Raw genomic sequence first — 15,425 nt, forward strand, 5'->3', positions numbered from 1 at the left:
TCGGTTGGAAAATTTACCTCTCTAAGTGCCACCCCAATATTTTGAACTCTAAGAATTAAAATTTCCAACTCTGTTAGACTTGGGCGCTACGAATCCTCGCAACGCCTGAAGGTTCCCGCTGATGAAACTCAACCCCTTTAACACCCGCATCGGTCTGGCTCTGGGAGGCGGCGCTGCCAAAGGCATTGCGCACATTGGTGTGCTGAAAGCGTTTGAAGAAGAGCAAATCAAGATTCATTGCATTTCGGGCACGAGCGCCGGCGCGCTTATCGCGAGCTATTACGCTTTCGGCCGCCCGGCGGAATCCATCCTCAGCATTTGCTCAACGCTGAACCTCTCCAAAATCATCAACTTTACCTTTGAGCGCGGAGGGCTGTTCAGCACCAACGCCATTCGGGAGATGATTCACCGCGATCTGGGCGATGTCCGGATCGAGGACGCCGAGATTCCGCTGGCCATCTGTGCCACGGATATCGAAACCGGTGAACAGCTGATCTTCCGGGAAGGCAATCTGGCGGATGTCGTGTGCGCCTCAATGGCGGTTCCCGGCCTGTTTGTACCTGTTGAAATCGATGGGCGGATTCTGGTGGACGGGGGGCTGGTGGAAAACGTCCCCATTTCGCCATTGGCCAAAATGGGGGCTGGTATTACGGTGGCCGTTGATCTCAGCCATGTCAGCCGTTATCCGAAGCCGGACAACACCTTCGATGTCATTTCCAACGCCATCAACATTGGCATCGATTTCAACACCCGCAAGCAACTGAAGCATGCCGACATATCGGTACCTCTGGACCTGAGCGACTACAGCCTTACCAATAACGCCGACCGCGTTGACGAGCTTTATCGGGAAGGCTATCACCCGATGAAGAAGAAGATCCGCCAGGTACTCTGGTACAAACGGATGCATGTTGCCATCAGCCTTCTGAAAACAACCCGAACGTTGATGCCCTTCAAGGTGCCCGAGATTCTGAAGGAGCTCAGGCGCCACGGCTTTGCGGTGCGCAATCGTAATTAGCCACTTAATCACCGCCAGCGGTGAACCAAAACGCTCTTTGCAGACTACTCTTCACACCCGACCATTTTTCAATGCGAACGGAGCTTGCGCATGATTACAGTTCACCACCTCAACAATTCCCGCTCACAGCGCGTTCTCTGGATGCTGGAAGAACTGGGTGTTCCCTACGAGATCAAGCATTACCAGCGAGACCCCAAGACCATGCTGGCCCCCGAAAGCCTGAAAAAGGTGCACCCGCTTGGAAAATCCCCGGTGATCACAGACGGCGATCTGGTGGTGGCCGAATCCGGTGCCATCATCGAATACCTGGCGCACACCTACGGCAAAGACACCATGCTCCCGGAGAGCGGTGGGCAAGCCTGGCTCGACTACACCTACTGGTTGCACTACGCCGAAGGCTCATTGATGCCGCCTCTGGTGTTGCGCCTTGTCTTCGAAAAGGTAAAAACCAGCCCGATGCCGTTCTTTGTTAAACCTGTCGCCAAAGGCATTTCGGACAAAACCAACGAGATGTTTATAGGCCCGATGATCAAGACCCACCTGGATTTCGTGGAAAGCCATCTGGCGAAGAACACCTGGTTCCTGGGGGACAAACTGAGCGCGGCGGACATCCAGATGAGCTTCCCGCTTGAGGCTTCCGTAGCCAGGGGCATCGTCGGCAGGAACCGGCCTCACATCAGCGGATGGGTCAAACGCGTTCACGCCCGACCGGCTTATCAGAGGGCGCTCGAGAAAGGCGGTGATTACGACTTCGCCTGAAGACCGGCGATCTGATTGCGGCTAAAAGGAGTATCAAATACTGAATTCACGGATGGAGATACTGGAATGAAAGAAGTTCGCAGAACCACGCTACCCGTTGTGGAAATGGCGAAAAGCAACGAAGAGTTCCGGCAGGTATTATGGACCGGAGATCATACGCAACTCGTTCTGATGGCCATTCCCGAAGGCGGCGAGATTGGCGGCGAAGTTCACGAGGGACATGATCAACTGCTTTATTTCGTCTCGGGCGAGGGGGAAGCGACGATCGGCGAAACGAAGGTACCTGTAAAGGCGGGCGACGTCAGCATCGTGCCCTCGGGTACCTTTCACAACTTCCGTAACACCGGAAACGGCATGCTCAAGCTTTACACAACCTACTGCCCACCAGAGCACGCCCCGGGAACCGAGCATGAAACCAAGCAGGAAGCGGATGCCGCGGAATGAATCCGCGGCCTACAGTCGCTCCAAGAAATTATCCAATGCCTGATTAACCGGATCCGGGTGCGAAAGATTTGCAGCATGCCCGGCACCGGGAATCACGATCAGTTCGGCATCCTACGCTCTTAGCAGTCTGTCCATCTGCCAAGAGGCGCTCGGCCAGGCCACGGTCTAACCTTGATCCTGCATCTCGTTGACTGCTGCCTTTTCTGGCTCAGGAAAGCGTACACCCAAAACAAAAACAGGAACCGGGGACCGTATGATTTTTGATTACATCATTGTAGGTGGCGGATCGGCTGGCGCCGTGATGGCGGCGCGATTGAGTGAGGACCCTGATGTCAGCGTCTGTCTCCTGGAGGCAGGCGGCAAGGGCGATCACTTGTTGACCCGCGCGCCAGCTGGTGTGGTCGCGATCATGCCCGGCCATGGCAAGATCAATAACTGGGCGCTCAATACAGAGCAGCAGCCCGAGCTGGCCGGGCGTCGAGGATTCCAGCCCAGAGGCCGTGGGCTGGGTGGTTCCAGCCTGATCAACGCAATGCTTTATGTGCGTGGACACAGCGCGGATTATGATGGATGGGCCGAGCTGGGTTGCGACGGATGGGGATGGGACGATGTTTTGCCCTACTTCCGCAAAGCGGAATGCCATGAAGGTGGAGCCAGCGAATACCACGGGGCCGATGGCCCACTGCATGTTTGCAAACAGCGATCACCAAGGCCCATTTCCGAAGCCTTTATCGATGCGGCTAAAGAGCACGGCTATCCCGCAAGCGACGATTTCAATACCGGCGACAACGAGGGCGTTGGCCTCTATGAAGTTACCCAGTTTCATGACACCGAACGCAATGGTGAACGCTGCTCCACCGCTGCGGCGTATTTGTATCCGATCATGGAACAGCGCAACAACCTAAAGGTTGTGACCGGTGCCCGTGCGACCCGAATTCTTTTTAACGGAAAACGTGCTTCCGGCGTTGAGTATCGACTCAAGGGCCGATCGCTCACGGCCTCAGCAAACCGCGAAGTCATCCTATCCGCCGGTGCCTTCGGTTCACCGCAGTTACTACAGCTATCCGGAGTGGGAAACCCTGAAGACATCCTCCCGCACGGTATTCCCATGATTCACGAACTGCCGGGTGTCGGCCGAAATCTGCAGGATCATCTGGATTTCATTCTGGCCTACAAGTCCGGGGATACCGATAACTTTGGCTTCAGTTTAACGGGCATGAAAAACATGCTTCGCCATTCCCTCCAATGGCGAACGGATGGGACGGGTATGATTGCCTCGCCCTTTGCAGAGGGGGCGGCATTCCTGAAGTCTGACCCGGAGCAGGACAAGCCAGACCTGCAGCTGCACTTCGTCGTCTCCATCGTGGAGGATCACGCCCGTAAACTGCATTGGGGACACGGCTTCAGTTGCCAAGTCTGCAACCTGCGGCCGAAATCCCGAGGGCGTGTTTTTCTGCTCAGCGCCGACCCAATGACCGATCCCGGCATCGACCCCAACTATCTGTCCGATCCAGACGACCTGAATCTGACTATCAAAGGCGCAAAAATCACCCGGGAGATTCTCGAAGGGCCTGCACTCTCCCCGTACCGACAATCCGAAATGTTCGGCGTTCACGACGGCATGAGCGATGAGGAATGGGAACGCCACATTCGCGCCCGTGCGGATACGATCTATCACCCGGTAGGCACCTGCAAGATGGGCATAGATGATCTGGCCGTGGTTGACTCCAGCCTCAAGGTTCACGGACTTGAGGGTTTGCGGGTGGTCGACGCTTCGGTTATGCCGACTTTGATTGGTGGTAACACCAACGCCCCGACGATCATGATTGCTGAAAAGATCGCCGATACGATTCGAACCAGCGGATAAAGGCCTCACTAAAGGTGGCAAAATGACAACAAAAGACAAACCAGTTGCTCTAATCATCGGGGCCGGAGACCACCTCGGCTCTGCCATCGCCCGGCGCTTTGCAAAGGAAGGCTTCCACCTTGTGGTCACCCGCCGGCGCGGAGATCTTGATCTTCTCAGCTCGGAAATTCAGGCTCTCGGCTCGAGCACGACAGCCATCCATTCCGATGCAAGGGACGAGGACCAGGTCATTGAGCTGGTTGAACGCGTTGAGTCAGAGCATGGCCCAATACGGGTAGCCGTCTTCAACGTGGGCGGAAACGTTCGATTCGATATCTGCGAGACCAGCACCCGGGTCTACCGGAAAGTCTGGGAGATGTGCGCACTGGCCGGGTTTCTGGTCGGGCGCGAGGTCGCAAAGAAAATGCTGCAACGCAATGAAGGCACTCTCCTCTTTACCGGCGCCTCCGCGAGCCTCCGCGGCGGACGCGGCTTTGCGGCCTTTGCCGGCGGCAAGCATGCGCTGCGCGCCCTGGCGCAAAGCATGGCAAGGGAATTGGGCCCGCAAGGGATACACGTCGCTCACGTGGTGGTGGATGGCCTCATCCGCAATGAAGCCACGGCAGAATTTTTGCCGGACCTCTATGCGAGCAAGGGCGAGGACGGCATTATCGAGCCCGACGAACTCGCGGAAATCTATTGGCAGCTACACAACCAGCCACGCTCAGCCTGGACTTTCGAGCTCGATGCGCGGCCTTTCTCAGAGAACTGGTAACGCCCCGGAGAAGCTGTGTCGGACTATCAGGAGCCGGGTATCAGCCGGCTCCTGTCGTTCCTAGACGTAGAAGTCCAGCTCCTCCTGGGATTTCAGAAGATCCCGCATCTTGATCGGGTCGTCACCGAAGAAGAACACAAGCCCCCAGTGAGTACCAAAAGCGGATCGGTCCGGAACTGTTTCCTCGGCAGGGGCCACCAACTCGTGCGACTCAAAGTAAGGATGCTCAATGCACTCTTTGGGCATTTCCAGCTTGCTCACTACTCGGCGTCTCGGATAAACACCGAAGCAACCGGCATAACCTTTGGCATCGACCACTTCGCGGGGGAAGAAGGCATCGACCTCTTCCTTGGTGCTCTTGGGATCAAACACCAGCATGGAAGCCTGGTAGGCATTGAATCCATACGCGCGTTCAATCAATTCGAAGGCCTTGAACCCGGGTGGGCGGTACGCAACTTCGCCAAAGTACATGGTGCCGTCGCTGGTTACGAAGTACTCCGGATGGATCAGACCGAACTGAATATCAAATGTTTTGACCAGCAATTCGATCTGCTTGGTGATTGCTTCGCGCCAGCTTTCAAGTTCCTTCGTGGCAGGAACAAACACCGAGTAACCCAGGGTGACGTACTCTGAGATATTCAGAAACCTGATTTTGCCATCGTGGATCCAGGCCTCAACAGCGAATTCCCAGCCACTCAGGTGACTTTCCATGAGCAGGGGGTATTCCTCGTCCGGAATCGTATCGATTTCTTCCAGCGTGCGGATCATGCGGTGACCCAGGCAGCCGGCTTTATCGAAGGCCTTCACGTGAATCGGATCGTCCGGGTCACCATCCAGTTTAAGCAGAGTCTGGTTAACCCGCTTCATGAAGCGAATGATGTCATCTTTTTCGTGGGCTTCTTCGAAAATCCCGACGCGAATACCACCAAGCTGGGCCCGACGTTTCATCAGCGCCTTGTCCCGGAACAAAATGGATTGGCCGTACATACGCGGATCATTCAACAGAACAGAGTTGATCGCGCCTGACCATTCCACCGTTTCCTCGAACAATGGGATTGCGACATCCACCCCTTCGGCTTTCAGCTTTTCAGCGATTTCCATTGACCGATCGTTCAGGCGAACAAAATCCCAGGGGATGAAGGGAATATTGTTGGCCGTGCAAAAATCGGCAGCCCAATCCGGGGCAACCACGATATAGCGGCGATCGAACTTCTGAGCCGCCTTGATCGCATTAATACTCCAGCCAAGAAGAGCAATATAGCCCTTGTTTGGGTCCTTGGGTGTTTCCGTTCCCAGAACCGAGTCCATGGAGGGATCGCGCCAGGCCAGCACTTCCTGCGACATTTTGGATTTCGGTGTGATCGCCATAAGTTACCCCTTTATATTCGAAATAACGCAAAGGGCATTGGCAACAACCCGATGCGTCAGACCAGAGTGTCCCAGCCAGACGCGGAAATTAGTTTCCATACACAACAATTTAGACCCTTACAGGCCAGGAAGCGAGCCTGTCCCTCCACTATCAAGACGATTGCGAAAGGATCAGGAGTCACAAGATGCAAGCATCCGAAGGGCTGCCTGCAAGGATTTTCCGTTTTATCCCCGTAGCCTGTAGAAAGGTTCGAGAACCGGCTTCAATCCTTTTGCATCGTCAATGAACAGCTGCAGATGCGGGAAGGGAATCTCTATACCGGCGGCATCCAGGGCTTCTTTCATCTGCTCGAGAATATCGGCCATGATTCTGGGCCGAACATCCAGGTTATCCGGCGTTATCCACACTTTGACTTCGAGGTTCACTGACGAATCACCGAGGCTTTTGAGCAAAACACGGGGCTCCATGCCAGCGCCCTGCAAAACTTCGGGATGTGCCAGCAAAACCGGCATCAGCACTTCCCTCGCCGCCTTCGCAGATTCCTTGTAAGCAATCCCCACGGGAATATTCAGGCGTGTCACGCCCTCTGCGCTGTAATTGATGATATCCGTGGAGGCAACACTGTCGTTTGGAATCATCGTGAAGATATTATCCCGGGTTCGCAGCCAGGTGGTTCGCAAGGCAATCTTCACCACTTTGCCTTCCTGTCCGTTGATGGTGACCCAATCACCGATTCGAAAAGGCCTTTCAATGAGCAGGGTGATTCCCGCAATGAAATTGGAGAGAGTGGATTGCGCTGCAAAACCAACGGCAATACCGACGATGCCCAGACCGGCGATAATCGACACCACATCGAAACCGAACTGGGCAAGCACCGTCACCACCGCAAGGGTTGCGGCGATAACCGCAAACAGATTCTCGACCAGTTGCCGGATGGAAGGATCCATTCGATAGCGTGAAGTGCCTTCCTTGATCAGACGCCGGAAAACTACCCAGACCACGTAGAAACCGAGGACCATGAAACCTGCCCTCGCCATCGCCTTGAGAACCTCAGGAGAAACCCCGAATTGCGCAAGAATAACTATCAGCGCACCCAACCCGGCCAGATAGCGCAGGCCGCTGCGCATCTGGATGTAAAGAGGGGTTTTGGTTCGCCGCTCACCAAGACCCAGCCTGATGGCAGCGATCAGAATCAGATAAACGCCCAGGAAGACGCCAAGGTAGATTACAGAGACCAGCAGCTGGCCAAGTACCTGTACCAGCAACGCCCCCCAGTCGAGATTCTCGCCTGACACTGCCTGAAAGGCATCGCCAAGATTTCGACGGAGCTGCTCAATCAAATCTGCACCGAATGATTCCATCATGATCTGCACGACACCTTTGCTGTCCGTACATCAAGTAAAGGCGCGAATGGCATTTTGCTCAAATGCCGATCCGAGCCTCTTTGAAGCGTATGTGCAAGTTACATTGACTGGTCACTCTGCAAGGTGCTCAATATAAGAACGACGACCTTGTGGAGGAGATAACGATGAAATGAATTGTGCTCGCAGTAATTGTCGCGATCATCGCCGTCTGGCTGTATCGGGGCAAACGCAAAAACTATATTGAAGATCCTGATGTGAAAACATTCGATGAGAAAGACTACTACCTCACATCGAATGACAACGCCTCAGATGACGAGTCCTCCCCCGATCAGAGCAATCCTCGTCACTGAGATGGGCGTTACTTTTTCAGGCTGATCTGCTTTGAACCCGTGGGGGATACTTGTCCGCTTTTGCCCTTGCCGACGTATTCCACAGATCCGCCCGCTTTCAAAAACGCGGCTGTCTGTTCTTCAATGGCAGCAGAAGTCAGGGTTACTTTCTCGGGTTTCTTGCTCATAGTGATATCCAGGTCGGGATGGCTTAATTAATATCGTAAGCCTTCCATTATACCTGAAGCGGCTAAAAATTGTTCGCTCCCTATAGACTACGCGCTTCACGCGCCTCAGCCAGGCTCCCCTTGTTCTCAACATTTGTATAACCGGCACGCTCCAGAGCCGATTTTGCTTTACCTGCCCTGTTGCCACTGCGGCAATAAAGATTAATCTCGGTGTCTTTATCCGGGAACCTCTCGGTAACCTCCGCAACGATCTGGTCATGCGGAATCAGCGGGTCTCCATCTATGTGGCTTTGCCGATGTTCCGCCTCTGTGCGGACATCGATCCACACGGGCTTCGCGTGCGCTACTATCGGTGCCAGCGCAAGTGATAGCAGGATTAGCACCGCTTTCACTGAAAAAGACACTCTCATAACCAACTTGCTCCCTATTTAGAGTCTCTACAATTAGTCTATACGGGTAAACTTACCGGAGGAGTTCACCGCATGGAAACCGCTGACATCTTCCTGTCGCTGCTGTTTGGCTGCATCGGTTTCGCCTATTTCATGTATGGCCGGCGCAGGAAAAACATCGTCACCCGATACTGCGGCATTGCCATGATCCTGTATCCCTACCTGGCCAGCAGCGCCTGGGAGATGCTGGCAGTGGGTGTGGGGCTCATGGTTGTGCCACGGTTTGTCGAGTTATGAATAGTGTTGGCTCAGCTCAAGCTCTAGAGGCGCTCAATAGACTTGAGCAGAGAATTGAAAGCCCTCGAAAAGCTGCGCTCAGCCAATCGGTCCATTACCCCACCCAGCAGCGGCACTTGCACATGCCCTTCAGAAACCCAGGTAACCCGGGTCTGTTCGCCTTCTGGCTTTAAAACAATCTCTCCCTTCGTGTGCTGAACGGCGAACGGGCTCGATTTTTCAATTTGATAGTGCATTCGGTTTGGCCTCTCGAACCGGGTAATACGCTCAGTGAGTTCAAGCCGGCCCGCTCCGATAATTCTCAGGGCGCCAGTGCCATTTTTCTCGTCTCTACCCTCTTCAATCAGTAAAGACTTGCTGACCCCTGGAAACCGGGAATAGCGGGCATGGTCGGAGATGGCTTCAAAGACTGACTCGATATCCTTCTCGAGAACTCGTTCGACATGAATGCGAAACATGGCTACTCCTCAACTGTGGGCTCACGGACAGGATACGCTCCCACTCCATCAAACGAGTGGGATTTGTCAGAATACCCCTGTCTCGGCCAACTGCCGAATGATCTGAATCGTCTCAATGTCTGTGGCCAAATAGGCCTGTTCAAGATACTGGTCATAGGGCATCGAATCACCGCGGTTCTCGATGCTCGCTGTTTCATACCGGAAACGGACAAACAGTGATGCCGGCTCGGGCTCTTCGATATCCATGACAAGTGTTGCGGCCGGGAGGTTGGCCGTTGGCTGAGTCCGGTACTCTATCCTCGCCTCGTGCCAGAAAGTGACTTCATCGACCACATGCAGTCCCGGCAGCTGGAGGCTACGCTTCAGGTAAGCGGGACCCTGATCCAGAATCTCGTAATCATCGACACCAACGAGGAACTTGTCCGGGCGCCGGGCCCTGAGCACCAGCCCCTCCCACACCTGGAATCGGGTCAGAACCGGTAGCTCTGGCTTGGTCAGGTCGTTTATCTGAACGATATGCTCGAACGTCATCTGGCCTCCTGTCGTGCGCATCGCAAGGCACGGTTTCAATCGCTCGCCTTTTTGCGATGAATGCCGGGTTATTAAAGTTCGATTCACGGTTTGGGTACGCGTTTAAAAAGTTAACAGCCTACAATTCAAAAGGATGATCACTGGAATGGTTCCAGTGCAACCTGATAGTCAAATAATTCATAAAAGGGGACGTTGAATCCCAGTGAACTATCGCCAACTCTTTCTTGCTCTGATCCTCGGAATCCTCGCCCTTGCGCTATGGGTGAGCCCAGAGTTCAAACAGATTGCCGCCGGCGTTGCCATTTTTCTGTTCGGCATGCTCTCGCTGGAGAACGGGTTTCGCCAGTTTACCGGTGGTTTTCTCGAGAGCGTGCTGCGTCGTACAACCGATACGATTCCGAAAAGCCTCGGTTTTGGCATCGTCAGTACCGCCATCATGCAGTCCAGTTCCCTGGTATCGGTGATCACGATTTCGTTTTTGAGCGCCGGCTTGCTTCCGCTGATCACGGGTATCGGCATTATCTTCGGCGCCAATCTTGGCACCACGACCGGCGCCTGGTTATTCGCCACCATCGGTATGAAAATGAGCCTTTCGGCCTTTGCCTTGCCGATGCTTGTCTTTGGCGTGGTACTGAATTTTCAGCAACCACGAGCCTGGAAAGCCTTCGGTGCAATTCTCGCCGGGCTCGGGTTTCTGTTTCTCGGTATCGATTTCATGAAGGCGGGATTCGAAAGTTACGAGTCGGCTGTCGATCTGCGCGAGTATGCAATGGACGGTGTCGCAGGACTTCTTGTCTACACAGGCCTCGGAATTCTGGCGACCGTCGTGATGCAATCCAGCCATGCGACGCTGGCGCTGACTCTGGCCGGTCTGGCCACGGGGCAGATTACCTATGAAAACGCTCTGGCCCTGGCCATTGGTGCGAATATTGGCACAACCGTCACCGCGCTGATCGGTGGTCTGGGTGCAAATATCACTGGCAAGCGTCTGGCAGGCGCCCATCTCCTGTTCAACGCGGTAACGGCGGTGATTGCCCTGGTGCTGATCGAGCCCCTGCGTTGGTCAGTGGATGCCCTGTCAGCCCTCATGTCGATCGCCGACGATGACTATACGATCAAGCTCGCGTTATTCCACACCCTGTTCAACTGCCTTGGTGTCGCCATCATGCTGCCATTGATCTCGAGAATGGCGCGAGCACTCGAACGCTGGCTGCCAGAGCGAGAGGAAGAGGTCGCCGCACAGCCGCGGTACCTGAATCAGGCTGCGATGGACTCACCCGATAGTGCAATCGCGGCAGTGCGCAGGGAGGTCTGGCACCTGTTCGATCAAGCCTTCGTTATCCTTGCCCATGGTCTCCACCTGCACCGAGAGAATATTCGCCAGACCGATGACCTTGCAGCGATGATTAACAATTCCCGGGAACGCATCGATATCGACATCGACCTGATCTACCGACAGCGGGTAAAACGCCTGTACAACGCCATTCTCGACTTTATTTCCGCGCGAATGACCCGGGAATCACCGGCAAATTCCACCGAATCGCTTTACCGCCTTCAGCATGCGGCCTCGGAGATGGTCGAAGCCATCAAGCATGTCAAACACCTACGCAAGAATCTCACAATTTATATGGCGTCGGATAACGCCACGATTCGTAAAGAGTACAACGAGCTTCGGCTACGAGTCGCGATGGTATTGCGTGAGACCCATCGTTTTTACGAAGGCCGGTTCGAGGATGCCAGCACAGCGATACTGGAGCTCGACGAGATCGCTGTGCGTGCGCGAGTAGACCGGGAATCGATGGTCGGGCGTGTCACAAAACTCCTGGGCGCAAAGCGGATTGATGCCGCCATGGCTACATCCCTGCTAAACGATTCTGCCTACGCCAGCGAAACCGTCGATGCTATTCTGACAGGAACCCGCGAGCTCCTGACTGCCATGGATGTTGAAGCCGCTCGAACCACAGAGCAGCTGTCGGTGAGCGACGCAGGGCGGGCAGAGGTCATGCCATGATGAATTCCGAGTAGGCTTGAAACAGAGGGACGGAACAGTGGGTTTCAAGGATCTGGTGGAGAAGCTTGACGATATTCTGGGCGACCATGACAAAGGTAAATCCCTGGCGCTTGAAGAACTGAAGCGTCTTGAAGAGCGGCTGGTGGAGAAACAGGAGAAATACCGCGACCGACTGACTTCCGGCGCCCCGGGGGAAACACCCGCTCAAACAGAAGTTCGCCTGCGAGTTGTTGAGGCGCAACTTGCCAAACTGAGGGAGCTTATGAAAGAGGATAGTCTTTCTTGACCTCGAAATCCTGGCTAAGCCATTTGCGCCCCCACAAGATACCGTTTCGGCGCCGATTCGCCCGAGCGTCCGTCGCCCTTATCTTTCGAAGCACAGAAAACGGTGGCAAGGAGCTGCTCTTTATCCAGCGGGCCCGTCGGGAGGGTGACCCCTGGTCTGGCGACATGGCTTTCCCGGGCGGCCGCCTGCAACCTGAAGATGCATCTGCACGGGCCGCTGCCGAGCGGGAAACACTGGAAGAAACCGGCATGGATCTGAGGCGCCACGGCCGTTTTCTCACCCGGCTGTCCGACCTGGTCACCCGCCATCACAGCCGCTGGCGCCCGATGGTGGTCACCCCCTATGTGTTCGAGTGGCGGGGACCGAAGTCGGTCTCAACGAATCACGAAGTCGAGCGAGCGGTCTGGGTGCCGATGGACTACCTCGGCGCAGACGCGAACCAGGGCCGACTTTCCTGGCGCACGCCCCTGGGCACACTCAACATGCCCTGTTGCCGTTACCAGGATGCCTGCATCTGGGGATTAAGCTACAGCATGTTGCAGGAGCTACTGGCATTGGCCCCTGACAAGAATGAGAGTTCGATCCATGACCGTTGACCGTAATCGCCTTGCCGCTCTCGCTGCGGAACCTCATTTCTATCGGGGCAGGTACCGCAACCTGGAGCCAGTCCCCCGACATGGCATTGGCGATTTTATGCGCTGGCAACTGGCCCCGGGCCGCAACTTCCCGAAGGGAAAACGCTTCACGCTGCTGCGGCCAGATACGCATTCCCTGATGAGTCCGCCCGAAGAACCACAACTGGTCTGGCTGGGTCACGCCTCGTTCCTGTTCCAGTATCGTGGTCTGAACGTGCTCACCGACCCGGTACTGTCGGAACGCGCCAGCCCCTTTCAACTGGTCGGGCCGAAGCGTTATACACCGCCGGCCCTGACGGTAGCAGACATGCCGCCGATTGATTTGGTGCTGATTTCCCACAACCACTACGACCACCTTGATGAAAAAACCGTGCGCCAGTTACACCGGCGCTTCGGAGACAACCTGCGCTGCTGCCCATTGGGGCCTACGACCCGCGCTGGTTCATGGCGCCGGTGCACGTGGCCCCGGAAGAGGCGGTGAGCATTCATCAAGATATCGGTTCCCGACAGTCGGTGGCGACGCACTGGGGCACGTTCGTGCTCACCGACGAGCCCATGGACGAGCCGCCCCGACGGCTAAGAGCCGCCCTGGAGCGACAAGGGCTGAACGAGACGAACTTTCGGGTGATGCAGCACGGGGAAGTCTGGTCGCCGGCTTCGAACTTATAACCTGACGACGCCCTCTCCCTGATCGTGCAACCAGCGCCGCCAGTCGAGGGCCAGCATGCTTACACCACCAATGTAATTGTCGTTGACCAGATAATAGGAGATGGTGCGATCTCCCCGATTAAAGTTGTGCATCAGGCGCACCACAAAGTTTCTTCGGGTAGGTTTGGACATCAGGAAATACACGAACTGGCCAGACTGGGCCCGCAGGCTTCCGCGCCCCGACAGATCAGAATGTCGCCACTTGTTGCTTGGCAGCTTCAATAGCTGATCGATGCCCGCCAGACGGCCCTGTTCAAGTGCCTGATCAACCACCCACTGATTTTCACGGTGGCGCTCAAAATACAAGCCGGATTCATCGCGCTCAATGGTCTCCATCTGCTCTGCCAACCCTTCGTTCAGCCAGGCTGGCGCATAGGGAACGATGGTATCGACAACCGCATGACTCACTTCGTGCTTGATGGTTTTGAAGGTGAGATTTCTGTTTTTACGAACATAGACGACGATCTGGTGTTCGGAAGGTATGTAAAGCCCATAAGAGGCAACAGCCATCCCCCTGTTCCGACGGACGAGGTAGTTACGGTATGCCGCGCTGTCTTTGAGAATCAGAATATTGACCGGCACCGTCCGGTGCATATCAAAAGACATCACCCGGTCGAAGAACTCATAGACGTTGTTTACGCCTTCAACGATCTGCTGGTGTTCCGCTTCACTCAGCTCAACATCAACAGTTCTGATATCGATCTCAAAACGCGACCATTCAGAGGCACCTGGCTTAACATTGACCACTTCCTGCGCGACCCGGTGATCCTGCCGATCGCCGAAATGCACCTGGCCGTTTTCATCCACCCATTTATAGATCTTTGCAGAAACCGGGCACGCAGCCATCATAAACAGCGTTAAAACCACCACTGGATAAACGGCTTTCCTTAACCTTTTAATCACTGCGCCTTACCCGATAAAAATTGAAAGTTAGTCTCGAAACCCAAAATGGTTCGGCGAAAGAACGGTGCCGCCAACACCGGTAGATTTAGTGTAACGCCATTTTCGATCAGGTACGCAGTTCAATAATCTCACCAGTCACACCGTTTTCATTCACTACAAGCCGCCCCACCGTAATCGGCAAAGTAAAGCGCCTCGGGCCTGCGCCACCAGGATTGAAGTACAACACATCGCCAATCCACTCGTTACGGGGTTTGTGGGAGTGGCCAGCAATCACCACGCGGTAGCGGCCTTGCGGATCGAAGTCGAGGGTTTTGACATCGTGGAGCATGTAAACGGCCTGGCCGAGAAACTCCAGATCTCGAGTATCGGGAAGCTCAGCTGCACGGCCGGATTTATCGATATTACCGCGGATGGCAATGACCGGCGCGATCGCCTCGAGCGCGTCCAGAACGTCGTCCCGCCCGACATCGCCGGCATGCAGGATGACCTCCGAGCCCTTCAAGGCTTCCAGGGCTTCTGGACGCATTTTGCTATGCGTATCTGCAATCACGCCGATCTGCATGCCTGCCCCCAGATGCTTAGTGGTGGTGCCCGCCGGGGCCATGCGCGTGGCCGTGGGACAGTTCTTCTGGAGTGGCGGCGCGCACGTCGATCACTTCAATATCGAAAGTCAGGGTTCTGCCGGCCATCGGATGGTTGGTGTCAACGTCAGCGAATTTGTGGCCTACCTTGGCAACAACCACGTGGCGAGGCCCATGCTCGGTCTGTACCTGAGCAACCATGCCCGCCTTCCATCGTTTGGCCCCCATCAGATGCTTGATCGGCACCCGCTGGATGGCATCGGGCTTGCGGGGCCCATAGGCTTTATCGGGAGTGACAGTCACACTGAAGGTATCGCCGGCATCGCGACCTTCCAGGGCTTCTTCCAGGCCCTTGATGATGCCGCCATGGCCATGCAGGTAGGCGTTCGGCTCGCCGCCGTGGGAGTCTTCAACAACGTTGTCTTGCTCATCACGAACGCTGTAGTGGAACAGGACGACCTGGTTCTTTTCAATTGGCATAGGGTTCTCTTCGATGATTTTAGATACGCCATTATAACGAGCAGCGGAGCTGACTGC

At 55.3% G+C, this 15,425-nt stretch carries 21 protein-coding genes; 12 read left to right on the plus strand and 9 right to left on the minus strand.

The features are described 5' to 3' along the window. Positions 1-121: 121 nt before the first annotated feature. The 5 genes from AC5JQH_RS05095 (at position 122) to AC5JQH_RS05115 (ending at position 4,839) form a co-directional block, all read left to right on the plus strand. A complete protein-coding gene (locus tag AC5JQH_RS05095; protein WP_008172443.1) occupies positions 122-1,015 on the plus strand; it encodes a patatin-like phospholipase family protein in 894 nt (297 codons plus the stop codon). A gap of 90 nt (positions 1,016-1,105) precedes the next feature. Continuing rightward, positions 1,106-1,774: a glutathione S-transferase family protein gene (locus AC5JQH_RS05100; RefSeq protein ID WP_008172445.1), complete on the plus strand. Its 669-nt coding sequence runs from the start codon at positions 1,106-1,108 to the stop codon at positions 1,772-1,774. A 66-nt stretch (positions 1,775-1,840) separates the two neighbouring features. Then, positions 1,841-2,218 (plus strand): cupin domain-containing protein, encoded by a 378-nt coding sequence (locus AC5JQH_RS05105; protein WP_008172447.1) that lies wholly within the window; start codon positions 1,841-1,843, stop codon positions 2,216-2,218. Positions 2,219-2,471: 253 nt separating this feature from the next. Continuing rightward, positions 2,472-4,085 (plus strand): GMC family oxidoreductase, encoded by a 1,614-nt coding sequence (locus AC5JQH_RS05110; RefSeq protein WP_493805346.1) that lies wholly within the window; start codon positions 2,472-2,474, stop codon positions 4,083-4,085. A 22-nt stretch (positions 4,086-4,107) separates the two neighbouring features. Continuing rightward, a complete protein-coding gene (locus tag AC5JQH_RS05115) occupies positions 4,108-4,839 on the plus strand; it encodes an SDR family oxidoreductase (RefSeq protein WP_493805347.1) in 732 nt (243 codons plus the stop codon). A gap of 60 nt (positions 4,840-4,899) precedes the next feature. Here AC5JQH_RS05115 and AC5JQH_RS05120 read toward each other — a convergent pair whose 3' ends face one another. Together AC5JQH_RS05120 and AC5JQH_RS05125 are read right to left on the minus strand one after the other, a co-directional pair. Then, entirely contained in the window at positions 4,900-6,207 is a 1,308-nt protein-coding gene (locus AC5JQH_RS05120) for an ATP-grasp domain-containing protein (protein WP_493805348.1), read from the minus strand. Between the two features lie 225 nt (positions 6,208-6,432). Continuing rightward, positions 6,433-7,572, minus strand: a complete 1,140-nt coding sequence (locus AC5JQH_RS05125; protein WP_008172454.1) for a mechanosensitive ion channel family protein — start codon at positions 7,570-7,572, stop codon at positions 6,433-6,435. A gap of 176 nt (positions 7,573-7,748) precedes the next feature. Between AC5JQH_RS05125 and AC5JQH_RS05130 the strand changes: the two genes are divergently transcribed. Then, a complete protein-coding gene (locus AC5JQH_RS05130; RefSeq protein WP_008172455.1) occupies positions 7,749-7,922 on the plus strand; it encodes a hypothetical protein in 174 nt (57 codons plus the stop codon). An 8-nt stretch (positions 7,923-7,930) separates the two neighbouring features. Here the strand turns inward: AC5JQH_RS05130 and AC5JQH_RS05135 are convergent, their stop codons facing one another. Beyond that, positions 7,931-8,089 (minus strand): PFL_1563 family small protein, encoded by a 159-nt coding sequence (locus tag AC5JQH_RS05135; protein WP_008172456.1) that lies wholly within the window; start codon positions 8,087-8,089, stop codon positions 7,931-7,933. A gap of 80 nt (positions 8,090-8,169) precedes the next feature. Next, positions 8,170-8,499 (minus strand): rhodanese-like domain-containing protein, encoded by a 330-nt coding sequence (locus AC5JQH_RS05140; RefSeq protein ID WP_008172458.1) that lies wholly within the window; start codon positions 8,497-8,499, stop codon positions 8,170-8,172. Positions 8,500-8,571: 72 nt separating this feature from the next. Here AC5JQH_RS05140 and AC5JQH_RS05145 point away from each other — a divergent pair, with 72 nt between their 5' ends. After that, on the plus strand, positions 8,572-8,775 hold the full coding sequence (locus tag AC5JQH_RS05145) for a hypothetical protein (RefSeq protein ID WP_008172460.1): 204 nt from the start codon (positions 8,572-8,574) through the stop codon (positions 8,773-8,775). Between the two features lie 23 nt (positions 8,776-8,798). Here the strand turns inward: AC5JQH_RS05145 and AC5JQH_RS05150 are convergent, their stop codons facing one another. Both AC5JQH_RS05150 and AC5JQH_RS05155 read right to left on the minus strand, forming a co-directional pair. Next, positions 8,799-9,233, minus strand: a complete 435-nt coding sequence (locus AC5JQH_RS05150; RefSeq protein WP_062781386.1) for an SRPBCC family protein — start codon at positions 9,231-9,233, stop codon at positions 8,799-8,801. Positions 9,234-9,299: 66 nt separating this feature from the next. After that, positions 9,300-9,764: an AtaL-like protein gene (locus AC5JQH_RS05155; RefSeq protein WP_493805349.1), complete on the minus strand. Its 465-nt coding sequence runs from the start codon at positions 9,762-9,764 to the stop codon at positions 9,300-9,302. Between the two features lie 202 nt (positions 9,765-9,966). Here AC5JQH_RS05155 and AC5JQH_RS05160 point away from each other — a divergent pair, with 202 nt between their 5' ends. From AC5JQH_RS05160 to AC5JQH_RS05180, 5 genes are read left to right on the plus strand one after another with little or no spacing between them, the layout of a single operon-like run. Continuing rightward, a complete protein-coding gene (locus tag AC5JQH_RS05160) occupies positions 9,967-11,775 on the plus strand; it encodes a Na/Pi cotransporter family protein (protein ID WP_493805350.1) in 1,809 nt (602 codons plus the stop codon). Between the two features lie 16 nt (positions 11,776-11,791). Further along, entirely contained in the window at positions 11,792-12,061 is a 270-nt protein-coding gene (locus AC5JQH_RS05165; protein ID WP_493805351.1) for a hypothetical protein, read from the plus strand. Continuing rightward, a complete protein-coding gene (locus AC5JQH_RS05170) occupies positions 12,058-12,657 on the plus strand; it encodes an NUDIX hydrolase (RefSeq protein WP_008172470.1) in 600 nt (199 codons plus the stop codon). Before AC5JQH_RS05165 ends, AC5JQH_RS05170 begins: the two co-directional genes overlap by 4 nt. Continuing rightward, complete coding sequence (locus AC5JQH_RS05175; RefSeq protein ID WP_254775529.1) at positions 12,647-13,177, plus strand: MBL fold metallo-hydrolase; 531 nt, start codon at positions 12,647-12,649, stop codon at positions 13,175-13,177. The genes AC5JQH_RS05170 and AC5JQH_RS05175 overlap by 11 nt, the downstream gene beginning before the upstream one ends. Further along, a complete protein-coding gene (locus AC5JQH_RS05180; protein ID WP_493805352.1) occupies positions 13,141-13,365 on the plus strand; it encodes an MBL fold metallo-hydrolase in 225 nt (74 codons plus the stop codon). The genes AC5JQH_RS05175 and AC5JQH_RS05180 overlap by 37 nt, the downstream gene beginning before the upstream one ends. On the opposite strand, the gene AC5JQH_RS05185 is transcribed toward AC5JQH_RS05180, so the two are convergent. From AC5JQH_RS05185 to AC5JQH_RS05195, 3 genes are all read right to left on the minus strand, one after another. Then, positions 13,360-14,274 (minus strand): DUF4124 domain-containing protein, encoded by a 915-nt coding sequence (locus AC5JQH_RS05185; RefSeq protein WP_092033397.1) that lies wholly within the window; start codon positions 14,272-14,274, stop codon positions 13,360-13,362. The two genes, AC5JQH_RS05180 and AC5JQH_RS05185, sit on opposite strands and share 6 nt — an antisense overlap. Before the next feature lie 139 nt (positions 14,275-14,413). Next, the gene (locus tag AC5JQH_RS05190) at positions 14,414-14,869 is read right to left on the minus strand and encodes a metallophosphoesterase family protein (RefSeq protein ID WP_273156200.1); all 456 of its coding nucleotides are present in this window, start codon (positions 14,867-14,869) and stop codon (positions 14,414-14,416) included. A gap of 16 nt (positions 14,870-14,885) precedes the next feature. Next, positions 14,886-15,368 carry an FKBP-type peptidyl-prolyl cis-trans isomerase gene (locus AC5JQH_RS05195; protein WP_273017548.1) on the minus strand — a complete coding sequence of 161 codons (483 nt, stop codon included), beginning with the start codon at positions 15,366-15,368 and terminating at the stop codon, positions 14,886-14,888. Positions 15,369-15,425 lie beyond the last annotated feature (57 nt).

Source organism: Marinobacter sp. H13, assembly GCF_059072335.1.

What these genes read in the sequence shown, in the direction of transcription:
- AC5JQH_RS05095 (WP_008172443.1), top strand. Translation starts at nt 122, where the DNA reads ATGAAACTCAACCCCTTTAACACCCGCATCGGTCTGGCTCTGGGAGGC.
- AC5JQH_RS05100 (WP_008172445.1), top strand. Translation starts at nt 1,106, where the DNA reads ATGATTACAGTTCACCACCTCAACAATTCCCGCTCACAGCGCGTTCTC.
- AC5JQH_RS05105 (WP_008172447.1), top strand. Translation starts at nt 1,841, where the DNA reads ATGAAAGAAGTTCGCAGAACCACGCTACCCGTTGTGGAAATGGCGAAA.
- AC5JQH_RS05110 (WP_493805346.1), top strand. Translation starts at nt 2,472, where the DNA reads ATGATTTTTGATTACATCATTGTAGGTGGCGGATCGGCTGGCGCCGTG.
- AC5JQH_RS05115 (WP_493805347.1), top strand. Translation starts at nt 4,108, where the DNA reads ATGACAACAAAAGACAAACCAGTTGCTCTAATCATCGGGGCCGGAGAC.
- AC5JQH_RS05120 (WP_493805348.1), bottom strand. Translation starts at nt 6,207, where the DNA reads ATGGCGATCACACCGAAATCCAAAATGTCGCAGGAAGTGCTGGCCTGG.
- AC5JQH_RS05125 (WP_008172454.1), bottom strand. Translation starts at nt 7,572, where the DNA reads ATGATGGAATCATTCGGTGCAGATTTGATTGAGCAGCTCCGTCGAAAT.
- AC5JQH_RS05135 (WP_008172456.1), bottom strand. Translation starts at nt 8,089, where the DNA reads ATGAGCAAGAAACCCGAGAAAGTAACCCTGACTTCTGCTGCCATTGAA.
- AC5JQH_RS05140 (WP_008172458.1), bottom strand. Translation starts at nt 8,499, where the DNA reads ATGAGAGTGTCTTTTTCAGTGAAAGCGGTGCTAATCCTGCTATCACTT.
- AC5JQH_RS05145 (WP_008172460.1), top strand. Translation starts at nt 8,572, where the DNA reads ATGGAAACCGCTGACATCTTCCTGTCGCTGCTGTTTGGCTGCATCGGT.
- AC5JQH_RS05150 (WP_062781386.1), bottom strand. Translation starts at nt 9,233, where the DNA reads ATGTTTCGCATTCATGTCGAACGAGTTCTCGAGAAGGATATCGAGTCA.
- AC5JQH_RS05155 (WP_493805349.1), bottom strand. Translation starts at nt 9,764, where the DNA reads ATGACGTTCGAGCATATCGTTCAGATAAACGACCTGACCAAGCCAGAG.
- AC5JQH_RS05175 (WP_254775529.1), top strand. Translation starts at nt 12,647, where the DNA reads ATGACCGTTGACCGTAATCGCCTTGCCGCTCTCGCTGCGGAACCTCAT.
- AC5JQH_RS05180 (WP_493805352.1), top strand. Translation starts at nt 13,141, where the DNA reads ATGGCGCCGGTGCACGTGGCCCCGGAAGAGGCGGTGAGCATTCATCAA.
- AC5JQH_RS05190 (WP_273156200.1), bottom strand. Translation starts at nt 14,869, where the DNA reads ATGCAGATCGGCGTGATTGCAGATACGCATAGCAAAATGCGTCCAGAA.
- AC5JQH_RS05195 (WP_273017548.1), bottom strand. Translation starts at nt 15,368, where the DNA reads ATGCCAATTGAAAAGAACCAGGTCGTCCTGTTCCACTACAGCGTTCGT.